Origin of the sequence: Pseudomonas sp. TH49 (assembly GCF_016650625.1) — a bacterium.
Taxonomy (GTDB): Bacteria; Pseudomonadota; Gammaproteobacteria; order Pseudomonadales; family Pseudomonadaceae; genus Aquipseudomonas; species Aquipseudomonas fluorescens_H.
Map to the genome: position 1 here is coordinate 1,055,810 of NZ_JAEKFL010000001.1, position 13,023 is coordinate 1,068,832.

At 61.0% G+C, this 13,023-nt stretch carries 6 protein-coding genes and 3 pseudogenes; 4 read left to right on the top strand and 5 right to left on the bottom strand.

The features are described from left to right. Positions 1 to 143: 143 nt before the first annotated feature. Positions 144 to 1,628 carry a sodium/proline symporter PutP gene (gene putP, locus JFU48_RS04840; protein WP_003220979.1) on the bottom strand — a complete coding sequence of 495 codons (1,485 nt, stop codon included), beginning with the start codon at positions 1,626 to 1,628 and terminating at the stop codon, positions 144 to 146. Between the two features lie 457 nt (positions 1,629 to 2,085). Between putP and putA the strand changes: the two genes are divergently transcribed. Both putA and JFU48_RS04850 read left to right on the top strand, forming a co-directional pair. Next, complete coding sequence (gene putA, locus JFU48_RS04845; protein WP_201135977.1) at positions 2,086 to 6,039, top strand: trifunctional transcriptional regulator/proline dehydrogenase/L-glutamate gamma-semialdehyde dehydrogenase; 3,954 nt, start codon at positions 2,086 to 2,088, stop codon at positions 6,037 to 6,039. A gap of 260 nt (positions 6,040 to 6,299) precedes the next feature. Further along, positions 6,300 to 8,102, top strand: a complete 1,803-nt coding sequence (locus tag JFU48_RS04850) for an acyl-CoA dehydrogenase (protein WP_201135978.1) — start codon at positions 6,300 to 6,302, stop codon at positions 8,100 to 8,102. Between the two features lie 142 nt (positions 8,103 to 8,244). Here JFU48_RS04850 and JFU48_RS30470 read toward each other — a convergent pair whose 3' ends face one another. The 4 genes and pseudogenes from JFU48_RS30470 to JFU48_RS04865 form a co-directional block, all read right to left on the bottom strand. After that, complete coding sequence (locus JFU48_RS30470) at positions 8,245 to 9,090, bottom strand: methyl-accepting chemotaxis protein (RefSeq protein WP_446739773.1); 846 nt, start codon at positions 9,088 to 9,090, stop codon at positions 8,245 to 8,247. Positions 9,091 to 9,111: 21 nt separating this feature from the next. Continuing rightward, a pseudogene (locus JFU48_RS30475) lies at positions 9,112 to 10,182 on the bottom strand (HAMP domain-containing protein); the annotation flags it as partial. Positions 10,183 to 10,281: 99 nt separating this feature from the next. Further along, on the bottom strand, positions 10,282 to 10,584 hold the full coding sequence (locus JFU48_RS04860; RefSeq protein ID WP_003220971.1) for a cell division protein ZapA: 303 nt from the start codon (positions 10,582 to 10,584) through the stop codon (positions 10,282 to 10,284). Beyond that, on the bottom strand, positions 10,581 to 10,811 hold the full coding sequence (locus JFU48_RS04865) for a hypothetical protein (protein WP_003220969.1): 231 nt from the start codon (positions 10,809 to 10,811) through the stop codon (positions 10,581 to 10,583). The genes JFU48_RS04860 and JFU48_RS04865 overlap by 4 nt, the downstream gene beginning before the upstream one ends. A 344-nt stretch (positions 10,812 to 11,155) precedes the next feature. Between JFU48_RS04865 and JFU48_RS30480 the strand changes: the two are divergent. Together JFU48_RS30480 and JFU48_RS30485 are read left to right on the top strand one after the other, a co-directional pair. After that, a pseudogene (locus JFU48_RS30480) lies at positions 11,156 to 11,812 on the top strand (MCP four helix bundle domain-containing protein); the annotation flags it as partial. A 303-nt stretch (positions 11,813 to 12,115) separates the two neighbouring features. Further along, positions 12,116 to 12,715, top strand: a pseudogene (locus JFU48_RS30485) (methyl-accepting chemotaxis protein); the annotation flags it as partial. Between the last annotated feature and the right edge of the window lie 308 nt (positions 12,716 to 13,023).

Consider the following 13,023-nt stretch of genomic DNA (forward strand, 5'->3'; position numbering starts at 1 on the left):
GATTTCATTTGACCCACCGCATTCGCGAGCAAGCCCGCTCCCACAGGGGATCTATGCTGAGTCAGGGATATTGCAGGCATAAAAAAACGGCCCGCCTCCTTGTAGGAAGCGGGCCGTTTTCCTGTGAGCCGCAGCTCAGTGCATCACTTGTTCAGGTGGAAATCCTTTTCCGCTGCCTGGAAGCGCTGCACCATGCCAGCGGTCGGCGCGCCGAGCTTGCTGACGATGTAGATCGCCAGACTGGCGAAGATGAAGCCCGGGATGATTTCGTACAGCCCCATCACCTCGAAATGCTTCCACACCACCACGGTGATGGCGCCGACCAGAATGCCGGCCAGCGCGCCGTTGCGGGTCATGTCTTTCCAGATCACCGAGATCAGCACCACTGGACCGAACGCGGCACCGAAACCGGCCCAGGCGTAGGACACCAGGCCCAACACGCGGTTTTCCGGGTTGGCGGCCATGGCGATAGCAATCAGTGCCACCAGCAACACCATCGCGCGGCCGACCCAGACCAGCTCAACCTGGGAGGCGGATTTGCGCAGGAAGGTTTTGTAGAAGTCTTCGGTGAGGGCGCTCGAGCACACCAGCAACTGGCAGCTCAAGGTGCTCATCACAGCCGCGAGAATCGCCGACAGCAAGACACCGGCAACCCACGGGTTGAAGAGGATTTTCGCCAGTTCGATGAACACCCGCTCGTGGTTCTCGGTCACGGGACCGGCCACTTCCGGGTGCGCCGAGAAGTAGGCGATGCCGAAGAAGCCCACGGCGACGGTGCCGCCCAGGCACAGGATCATCCAGGTCATGGAGATGCGACGGGCGTTGGCAATTGACTTCACCGAGTCAGCCGCCATGAAACGCGCAAGGATGTGCGGCTGACCGAAGTAACCCAGACCCCAGCCCATCAGCGAGATGATGCCGATGAAGGTGGTGCCCTTGAGCATGTCGAAGTTGCTTGGATCCTGGGCTTCGATGGCCAGGAACGTGGTATCGACGCCGCCGGTGGCCAGCAGCACGATGATCGGCGTCAGCAGCAGCGCGAAAATCATCAACGTGGCTTGTACGGTATCGGTCCAGCTCACCGCGAGGAAACCGCCGACGAAGGTGTAGGCAATCGTCGCCGCCGCACCGGCCCACAGCGCCGTCTCGTAGGACATGCCGAAGGTGCTTTCGAACAGACGGGCGCCGGCCACGATGCCGGATGCGCAGTAAATGGTGAAGAACACCAGAATCACGATCGCCGAGATGATGCGCAGCAGACCGCTTTTGTCTTCGAAACGGCTGGAGAAGTAGTCCGGCAGGGTCAGGGCATCGCCGTTGTGCTCGGTCTGCACGCGCAGACGGCCGGCGACAAACAGCCAGTTCAGGTAGGCGCCGACGATCAGGCCGATGGCGATCCAGCTTTCCGACAGACCGGACATGTAGATGGCACCCGGCAGGCCCATCAGCAACCAGCCGCTCATGTCGGAAGCACCGGCGGACAGAGCCGTCACGACGCTGCCCAGGCTGCGGCCGCCAAGAATGTAATCAGAGAGGTTGTTGGTGGAGCGATAGGCCATGAAGCCGATCAGCACCATTGCTGCGATGTAGATCACGAAGGTGATCAGTGTTGGATTGCTTACGCTCATTAAGTTACGCCCTGGCTTTGTTTTTATGTTGCAGCGGTGATTGATCGTCCACAAACGACGACGTTTGGCAGACGAAACGGGATCCCGCGCATTTAGGACTGATGTTTCCCCAGGAAAGCCACCAGCCGATGCTCCGGGTATTCCCGGTTGCACCTTGGGCGCGAATGCTATGCAACAAAGCAAAAAAGGTGCAACCAGTTTCTGGAAATTAAGTTGCACCTAATCGGATATACCGATAAATACGCGGTTTTTGCTCCCTTTTAGCGCAGTGCAGGCGCTTCGCTAGAAGCAAAAGCACCAAGCCAGAGCGGCACTTCAGTACCAGAAAATAATTCCTGACGAAGCGTTTATTTTTCCGACAAAAAAAGGGTTGCACCCGGTTGCACCTCACTCGACGCACGGCTAATCTTGCCGCCAGCTGATGCCACGCAACTGTGGCAACCATGAGGATAAAAATATGGCTACCACCACCCTTGGGGTCAAACTCGATGACCCGACCCGCGAGCGCCTGAAGGCTGCCGCGACCTCGATTGATCGCACACCGCACTGGCTGATCAAGCAGGCAATTTTCAATTACCTGGAAAAACTCGAGGGTGGTGCAACCCTGACCGAGCTGAACGGTTTGACCACCAAGGACGCCGACGACGCCGGTGAAGTCCAGAACGATCACGCCCACCAGTGCTTCCTCGAATTCGCTGAAAGCATCCTGCCGCAATCGGTACTGCGCGCTTCGATCACCGCCGCTTACCGTCGCCCAGAGCCGGAAGTGGTGCCGATGCTGATCGAGCAGGCGCGCCTCCCGGCACCGATGGCCGAAGCCACCAACAAACTCGCCGCGTCCATTGCGGAAAAACTGCGTAACCAGAAAAGTGCCGGGGGTCGTGCAGGCATTGTTCAGGGCCTGCTGCAGGAATTTTCCCTGTCGTCCCAGGAAGGCGTGGCCCTGATGTGCCTGGCCGAAGCGCTGCTGCGCATCCCGGACAAGGGCACTCGCGATGCACTGATCCGCGACAAGATCAGCACCGGCAACTGGCAGCCGCACCTAGGCAACAGCCCGTCGTTGTTCGTCAACGCCGCGACCTGGGGTCTGCTGCTGACCGGCAAACTGGTGTCGACCCACAACGAAGCCGGCCTGACTTCGTCGCTGAGCCGGATCATCGGCAAGAGCGGCGAGCCGATGATCCGCAAGGGCGTCGACATGGCCATGCGCCTGATGGGCGAGCAGTTCGTCACCGGCGAAACCATCGCCGAAGCACTGGCCAACGCGAGCAAGTTCGAAGCCAAGGGCTTCCGTTATTCCTACGACATGCTCGGTGAAGCGGCGCTGACCGAACACGACGCGCAGAAGTACCTGGCGTCGTACGAACAAGCCATCCACTCGATCGGCAAAGCCTCCCACGGTCGTGGGATTTATGAAGGCCCGGGCATTTCCATCAAGCTCTCGGCCCTGCACCCGCGTTACAGCCGTGCGCAGTACGAGCGCGTGATGGATGAGCTGTACCCGCGCCTGCTGTCGCTGACCCTGCTGGCCAAGCAATACGACATCGGTCTGAACATCGACGCCGAAGAAGCCGACCGCCTGGAGCTGTCGCTGGATCTGCTCGAGCGCCTGTGCTTCGAGCCGCAACTGACCGGCTGGAACGGCATCGGTTTCGTGATTCAGGCTTATCAGAAGCGTTGCCCGTACGTGATCGACTACGTGATCGATCTGGCCCGCCGCAGCCGTCATCGCCTGATGATCCGTCTGGTGAAAGGCGCGTACTGGGACAGCGAAATCAAGCGCGCCCAGGTCGAAGGCCTGGAAGGCTATCCGGTCTACACCCGCAAGGTGTACACCGACGTTTCCTACATTGCCTGCGCCCGCAAACTGCTGGCGGTGCCGGAAGTCATCTACCCGCAGTTCGCCACGCACAACGCCCACACCCTGTCGGCGATTTATCACATTGCCGGTCAGAACTATTACCCGGGCCAGTACGAATTCCAGTGCCTGCACGGCATGGGCGAACCGCTTTACGAGCAAGTTGTCGGCAAAGTGTCCGAAGGCAAGCTGAACCGTCCGTGCCGCGTGTACGCACCGGTCGGTACTCACGAAACCCTGTTGGCGTACCTGGTACGTCGTCTGCTGGAAAACGGCGCCAACACTTCGTTCGTCAACCGCATCGCCGACCAGTCGATTTCGATTCAGGAACTGGTGGCCGATCCGGTGGCCCAGATCGAGCAGATGGCGACCGTGGAAGGTGGTTTCGGCCTGCCGCACCCACGCATTCCGCTGCCGCGTGACCTGTATGGCTCCGAGCGCGCCAACTCCAGCGGCATCGACATGGCCAACGAACATCGTCTGGCCTCGCTGTCCTGCGCCCTGCTCGCCACCGCGCACAACGACTGGAAAGCCGCGCCGATGCTCGGTTGCGCTTCCAGCAACGAAGCGCCGGCACCGGTGCTGAACCCGGCGGATCACCGCGATGTGGTCGGTCACGTGCAGGAAGCCACCGTCGAAGATGTCAACAACGCGATCCAGTGCGCCCTTAACGCCGCACCGATCTGGCAGGCCACCCCGCCGGCCGAGCGCGCGGCGATTCTGGAGCGTGCCGCTGACTTGATGGAAGGCGAGATCCAGCCACTGATGGGCCTGCTGGCCCGTGAAGCCGGCAAGACCTTCGCCAACGCCATCGCCGAAGTCCGCGAAGCGGTCGACTTCCTGCGTTACTACGCAGTGCAGGCGCGCAACGATTTCAGCAATGACGCCCACCGCCCACTGGGCCCGGTGGTGTGCATCAGCCCGTGGAACTTCCCGCTGGCCATCTTCAGTGGTCAGGTCGCTGCCGCACTGGCCGCCGGTAACCCGGTGCTGGCCAAACCGGCTGAGCAGACTCCGCTGGTCGCCGCGCAAGCCGTGCGCCTGCTGCTGGAAGCCGGGATTCCCGAAGGCGTGCTGCAACTGCTGCCGGGTCGCGGTGAAACCGTCGGTGCCGGTCTGGTCGGTGATGAGCGCGTCAAAGGCGTGATGTTCACCGGCTCCACCGAAGTTGCGCGCCTGCTGCAACGCAATATCGCGGGGCGCCTCGACAGCCAAGGCCGTCCGATTCCATTGATCGCCGAAACCGGCGGGCAGAACGCGATGATCGTCGATTCTTCGGCACTGACCGAACAAGTGGTGATCGACGTGGTGTCCTCGGCTTTCGACAGCGCCGGTCAGCGTTGCTCGGCACTGCGCGTACTGTGCTTGCAGGAAGATTCCGCAGATCGCGTCATCGAAATGCTCAAAGGCGCGATGGCGGAAAGCCGTCTCGGCAACCCTGAGCGTCTGTCCGTGGACATTGGCCCGGTGATCGACGCCGAAGCCAAGGCCGGTATCGACAAGCACATCCAGGCCATGCGCGATAAAGGTCGCAGCGTGTACCAGGTGGCTATCGCCGACAGCGAAGAAGTCAAACGCGGCACCTTCGTCATGCCGACCCTGATCGAGCTGGAAAGCTTCGACGAGTTGCAACGCGAGATCTTCGGTCCAGTGCTGCACGTGGTGCGCTACAAGCGCAAGGACATCGACCAGTTGATCGGCCAGATCAATGCCTCCGGTTATGGCCTGACCCTCGGCGTGCACACCCGCATCGACGAAACCATCGCCAAGGTGATCGACAACGTCAACGCCGGTAACGTCTACGTCAACCGCAACATCGTCGGTGCCGTGGTCGGTGTGCAGCCATTCGGCGGCGAAGGCCTGTCGGGGACTGGCCCGAAAGCCGGTGGTCCGCTGTACCTGTACCGCTTGCTGTCGACCCGTCCTACTGACGCGATCGAACAATCCTTCGCTCGCGGTGATGCAGCCGTCGCCCCGGACGTGCGTCTGCGTGATGCCATGAGCAAACCGCTGAACGCCTTCAAGGCCTGGGCCGAGAGCAACCAGTACGCCGAACTGAGCACACTGTGCGTGCAGTACGCCGCGCAATCGCAAAGCGGCATCACCCGCGTGCTGGCCGGCCCGACCGGCGAGAAGAACAGCTACGCGATCCTGCCGCGTGAACACGTGCTGTGCCTGGCGGACGTCGAAGGCGATCTGCTGACCCAACTGGCGGCGGTATTGGCTGTCGGCGGTTCGGCGGTATGGCCGGAATCCGACATCAGCAAGGCCTTGTTCGCACGCCTGCCGAAGGAAGTTCAGGCGCGGATCAAACGGGTTGCCGACTGGCACAAGGATGAAGTGGTGTTTGATGCCGTACTGCATCACGGTCATTCCGACCAGTTGCGTGGTGTCTGCCAGCAGATTGCCAAACGTGCTGGTGCGATCGTTGGCGTTCAGGGCTTGTCCCAGGGCGAGACCAACATCGCGCTGGAGCGTCTGGTGATTGAGCGGGCGTTGAGCGTCAACACCGCGGCGGCGGGGGGTAATGCGAGCTTGATGACTATCGGTTAAACCCGAGAAGTCAGGCAACCGCGATGGTTGCCTGACAATCAAATCCCAATGTGGGAGCGGGCTTGCTCGCGAAAGCGTTGTGTCAGTCGACATCTCCAGTGACTGATCCACCGCATTCGCGAGCAAGCCCGCTCCCACAGTTGTTTTGGGGTATTTGTTAAGTCGGTGCTCGGCCCTGACATCACCGTTATCAATCATCCTGTTCAGCCTTTATCAGCAAGCCTAGACTCGGCCCAACCCCCATTTTCAGGTAGGCCGCCATGTCCGAGACGCTGCTCAGTTCCCGCAATCTGGCTTTCGAGCTGTACGAAGTCCTCGATGCCGAGGGCCTGACCCGGCGTGAGCGCTTTGCCGAACACAACCGCGAGACCTTTGACGCGGCCATCGGCACCGCGCGCAGCATCGCCGAGAAATACTTCGCGCCGCACAACCGCAAGGGCGACGAGAACGAGCCGCGCTACGAGAACGGCCAGGCGATTCTGATTCCCGAAGTCAAACCGGCGGTGGACGCGTTCCTCGAGGCGGGTTTCCTCAATGCCGCGCGAAGCTTCGAAGCCGGCGGCATGCAACTGCCGACGCTGCTGTCGCAAGCCTGCTTTGCCCACTTTCAATCAGCGAACGCGGCGACCACTTCCTACCCGTTTCTGACCATGGGCGCGGCCAACCTGATCGAAAGTTTTGGCAGCGACGAGCAGAAACAGCGTTTCCTGCAACCGATGATCGACGGTCGCTTCTTCGGCACCATGGCCCTGACTGAACCGCATGCCGGCTCGTCCCTGTCGGATATTCGTACCCGCGCCGAGCCGGCGTCTGACGGCACTTATCGGCTCAAGGGCAACAAGATCTTCATTTCCGGTGGCGATCACCCGCTGTCGGAAAACATAGTGCACATGGTTCTGGCCAAACTGCCGGACGCGCCGCCGGGGGTGAAGGGGATTTCGCTGTTCATCGTGCCGAAGTTTCTGGTCAATGATGACGGCAGCCTCGGCCAGCGCAACGATGTGCTGCTGGCCGGGCTGTTCCACAAGATGGGCTGGCGTGGCACCACTTCCACCGCGCTGAACTTCGGCGATAACGGCGAGTGTGTCGGCTATCTGGTGGGCAAGCCGCACCATGGCTTGAGCTACATGTTCCAGATGATGAACGAGGCGCGGATCGGCGTCGGCATGGGTGCGGTGATGCTCGGCTACGCCGGTTACCTGTACTCGCTGGAATACGCCCGCGAACGCCCGCAGGGTCGGGTGCCGGACAGCAAGGATCCGAGCACCGCACCGGTAGCGATCATTCAGCACGCGGACGTCAGACGCATGCTGCTGACGCAAAAATCCTACGTCGAAGGGGCCTTTGACCTCGGTCTGTACGCGGCGCGGCTGTTCGATGACACCACCACGCTGGAAACCGAAGCAGAGCGCAAACAGGCCCACGAGCTGCTGGACTTGCTGACGCCGATCGTCAAATCCTGGCCGTCGGAGTTCTGCCTGAAGGCCAACGAACTGGCGATCCAGATTCTCGGCGGCCATGGCTACACCCGCGAATACCCGGTCGAGCAGTATTACCGCGACAACCGTCTGAACCCGATCCACGAAGGCACCCACGGGATTCAGTCGCTGGACTTGCTCGGACGCAAACTGGCGCAGAACGGCGGCGCTGGGCTCAAGCAACTGATCCGCCTGATCGCCAACACTGCCGAGCGCGCGACCGCGTACGAATCGTTGACCGCACTGCGTGAGCCACTGGAGCAATTGGTGGCTCGCCTGCAAACGGTGACCATTGGTTTGCTGACTGATCTGGCACAGGGCAAGGTCAACAGCAGCCTGGCAAATTCGGCGCTGTACCTGAAAGTATTCGGGCACACGGTGATTGGCTGGCGCTGGCTGGAGCAGGCGATTCGCGCGGAGGAAGGCTTGGCCAAGGGCAATGCGGCGGATGCCGACTTCTATAAGGGCAAGTTGCAGGCGGCGCGGTACTTCCTGACATGGGAAGTGCCGGGTTGTCAGCATGAGCTGGCGTTGCTGGAGGTGCGGGATGATACGTGTCTGGCGATGCAGGATGCGTGGTTCTGATCCGGATTTTTTGTCGCTGCTGATGCCGTCTTCGCGGGCAAGCCCGCTCCCACAGGGTCCTGTGGTGCTCACATATTAAGTGACCTGTCACAAGACCTGTGGGAGCGGGCTTGCCCGCGAAGAGGCCCGAACTGACAACACATCAGGACAGCTTGAACCCACCCATCTGCCGCGCCAGATCATCCGCCAGCTTCTGCAACATCTGACAATCCTCGCGACAGGCGCGAACCTCCCCCGCCGTGGCCCGGGCCAGATCGGAAATCCCCTGCACATTGCGGTTGATCTCCTCAGTCACTGCCGATTGCTCTTCCGTGGCCGTGGCCACTTGATGGTTCATGTCGCTGATGCGCTCGACCTGCCCGGTAATCGCGGTCAACGACGCGCCGGTACGCTGGCTCGACGCAACCCCGGTGCCGGTCGCCGCCTGCCCGGTGCGCATCGATGACACGGCATTCTCTGCGCCTTGTTTGAGGCTGCCGATCATCTGCTGGATCTCGTCGGTGGACGCCTGCGTCCTGCGCGCCAAGGTGCGCACTTCATCCGCCACCACGGCAAATCCGCGGCCCATGTCTCCAGCCCGCGCCGCTTCAATCGCCGCGTTGAGCGCCAGCAAGTTGGTCTGCTCGGACACCCCGCGAATCACCGCCAGCACCGAATCGATCGACGCCACCTGATGCGCCAGCTCACCCACCGCGCCGGCCGCCAGGCCAATCTCGTCGGACATGCTTTCGATATGGCGGATCGAGCCACCGACCACTTCCCGCGCCTGCATTGCTTCATCACGAGCAGTTTGTGAAGCGAGGGCGGCGTTGCCGGCGTTCTGCGCGATTTCCTGCACGGTCAGGCCCATCTCGTGCACCGCCGTGGCGACCATGTCGGTCATTTCCTGCTGACGGCCGGAGCGTTCGGCGGTGTTCTCGACGACTTTCGCTACTTGGCCGACGGCGGTGCGCAGGCGCTCGCTGGTGGTCAGCACTTCGCCGATCATCCCGCGCTGGCTGTCGAGAAAGCGGTTGAAGCCGCGCGCGAGATCGCCCAGTTCATCGGCGCGGCTGGAATCTAACCGATGGGTCAAATCTCCACCGCCGCTACCGATTGCTACCAGCGCGGCTGTTACCTGACGAATCGGTCGCACCAACCCTTGGGCCAGCCACACCACCAGCGCCAGGCACACCAGTGCCACCGCCAGACCGATGCCGCCGCTCATCCACATCGCCTTGCGGGCTTCGGCGTAGATCTGCGCCTGCGGCACTTCGGCCACCAGCGTCCAGCCCAGATCGCGCAGCGGCAGGCTGAAGGCGAGGAAGTCTTCGCCATCGCGCTGGAAGGAACTGTTAGCGGCAACTTTTTGACCCATGACCGCTTGCGCCGCCGACGCACCGATCTGCTCCGTGAGGGTGCGCTTGCCACTGAACTGCGCCTCGGGATGGACCTGGATCAAACCGTCGGAACGCACGAGATAGACCTTGCCGCGCTCGCCAAAGCTGAAGTTGTGGATCAGCTCCGACAGCTCTTTCATGCTCAGACCCAGCCCCGCGACGCCGACCACTTTGCCGGCCTGCTCGACCTTCAAGTCGATGAACAGCGCCAATTCTCCGGTGGCGCCATCGTTATCGATGTTCAGAGTGCGCGGCTGGTTGCTGTCGAGGAAGGCATAGAACCAGGCATCGGCCGGTTTGGCCCGACTGAGGGTGCGATCCAGGCCTTTTTCGGTGATGTAGTGGTTGGAGTCGGTGCCGATGATCAACGCGGTGAAGGCTTTATGTTCGGCGCGGATGCCTTCCAGATACTGCGCGAAGGCCGCCGTTTTGCTGCTGTCTTCTCCCGAGGCCAGCCAGTCGCGCACCATGCTGTTGCTGGCGATGTCTTTGGCGGCAGTCAGGGGCTGGACGAGGATGCGTTCGATGTCGTTGCGCGTCGCTTCGATGCTCGACGGCAGCGCTTGTTCGACCAGATAGCTCTGGGCGAGGCGGTTGACCACCAGGGTATAAATGCCAACCACGATCAGGATACCGACCAGCAGGGCGGTGCCCATGCTGAGAATCAGCTGCCATTGAATACTGCGTCGCCACAACTGCATGGAGCACCCCCAAAGAATAAGTGGCCGAAACAATGCAACAGCCGTGCCGATTGTATACAACCTGATCGACAATCTATTCTTTGGTTGTGCGCAACCCCATCAGCCCTGATTGATGGTCTTGGCGATGGTTTCGACCGTGGCGCTGACTTGCTCTTGGTAACGGTCGAGTTCTTCCTGGTGCTGCTTCTTCATTTCGATCTGCTGCGAGCACAGGTTCATGGCGGCCAGCACCAGCAAGCGGTCACCGATCAGCGTCGGGTATTTGCGTTTGGTGTCGGCCAGTGCAGCCTTGAGCATCAGTGCGGCATCCAGCAGGGTCTGTTCTTCCCCGGCCGGTGCCTTGATCGAATAGTCCTCCCCAAGAATGGAGATGACTTTTACCCCTGCGGTGCCGTGGTTCATGCGCTGACAGGACCTGCGTTGACGCGATCAACCAAGGCCTGGATACGCGCTGCGGTGGCGCCGTGCTTCTCTTCCTGTTCCATCAGGCTCAGTTGCAGGCTTTCGTTTTCATCCTTGGCCTGGGCCAGTTCCGTGGACAGGGTCTGGTTGGTTTGCGTGAGGGTCTGGTTCTGTTGCACCAGGTCGCTGACGAGCTGTTCCAATTGGCTGAGGGATGCTTCCAACATTTTGATCTTCCAAGCGTTTTTCAAAGGGCGCGTACGATAAAGAAAAGTCACTGCGGATGCCAGGGTTATACCGGCGCAAGGCCTTGATTTTCCTGGTGGCCGACCGTTCTCGCGAGTTTAAAAGACTGTGATCTGCCGATCTGGTTCCTGCACTTCGTCGCTCAGCCCCATATGCGACAAATACGCACAGTGCCTCAAGACTTTAGTCGTATGACCGATAAGTCATCCATACAGCAGTCTCAGCCCGCATGGATGCGGCCCTTTTTGGTATCCGCGCCATGTCCCTTCGCAACATGAATATCGCCCCCCGGGCGTTTACCGGCTTCGCCCTGATCGGCGGCCTGATGCTGATTCTCGGCGTGTTCGCCCTGAACCAGATGAGCAAAATCCGCGGCGCCGCCGAGGACATCACCAACAGCAGTGTGCCGAGCATCAAGAACCTCGACGAGTTCACCCAGCTGACCTTGCGCCTGCGGGTGCTGTCCTACCGCTTGCTGGTCAACCGTGAGCCGGACGTGCAGCAGAAGACCATGGAACTGCTGGACACCCGCAACCAGCAGATCCGCGCCGCCCAATCGGCCTATGAACCGTTGATCAGCGGCCCGCAGGAACGCGCAGCCTACGATCAATATGTGCAACTGCTGGGCCAGTACCGGCAGATCGAAGACCGGATGAAGAGCCTGTCGCGCAACAATCAGGTGGATGAGCTGCGCAACCTGCTCAACACCGAGTTGCTGAACAACTCCGAAGCGATGAACACCGTGCTCAACCGCCTGATGCAGATCAACGGCGAGCAGATCAGCCAGACCAATCAAGAGGCGGTCGACCAGTATTCCTCGGCGTTCAATCTGGTGGTCACCCTGCTTGTCGTGGCGACCGGTCTGACTTTCCTGTTCGCCTGGCTGCTGACCATCAGCATCACCAAGCCGATCTCCAAAGCGCTGGACGCGGCGGAAACCATCGCCGAAGGCAACCTGACCCAGCCGATCCACGTCGACGGCACCGACGAAGCGGGACGCCTGCTGGCGGCCATGGCCAAGATGCAATCGAAGTTGCGCGACACCCTGCAGCGCATCTCCGGCTCTGCCACCCAGCTGGCTTCCGCTGCTGAAGAGTTGAACAGCGTCACCGACGAAAGCGCCCGTGGCCTGACCCAGCAGAACAACGAAATCGAACAGGCCGCCACCGCTGTCAACGAGATGACCAGCGCCGTGGAAGAAGTCGCGCGCAATGCGGTGAGCACTTCGGAAGCCTCGAAGAACGCCACCACTTCGGCCGGCGACGGCCGTGACCTGGTACAGGAAACCGTCAGCGCCATCGAACGCATGAGCGCCGATGTGCAGAGCACCGCGACCCTGATCGGCGAACTGGCGAATGAATCCCGCGACATCGGTAAGGTGCTGGATGTGATTCGTGGTCTGGCGGATCAGACCAACCTGCTGGCCCTGAACGCGGCGATTGAAGCGGCGCGTGCCGGTGAAGCCGGGCGTGGTTTTGCCGTGGTGGCGGACGAGGTTCGTGCCCTGGCGCATCGCACCCAGCAGTCGACCAGCGAAATCGAACGCATGATCGGCAGCATCCAGAGTGGCACCGAACACGCCGTGGACTCGATGCGCAACAGCACCGAACGCGCCGAATCGACCCTGAACATCGCCCGTGGTGCCGGGATGTCGCTGGACACCATCAACACCGCGATCGTCGAAATCAACGAGCGCAACCTGGTGATCGCCAGCGCCGCCGAAGAGCAGGCGCAAGTGGCCCGCGAAGTCGATCGCAACCTGGTGAACATCCGCGACCTCTCGGTGCAATCGGCCACCGGCGCGAATCAGACCAGTGCGGCGAGCAACGAGCTGTCGCGGTTGGCGCTGGATCTGAACAATATGGTTGGGCGGTTCAGCCTGTAAATTTTCAGATCAAGGTCAAAAGCCCCTCACCCCAGCCCTCTCCCAGAGGGAGAGGGGGAAAGGGAGCACATTGGGGGCTTTGCAGATTTTGAGTTCGGCTCGATATTGCAGGTCGGTGTAACTTGAACAAACCCCGCGGTCGGTCCCCTCTCCCTCCGGGAGAGGGCTAGGGTGAGGGTAGCGATCCCCAGCCGAACCCATACCTCAAATCCCATAGCGTAAAAAGCTTTTTGACAGCATCACATTTCAACAGGTTAGAATCGCTGGCACGCAGACTGCATGGTCAGTTTGTGCCCGTCTTTACGCTT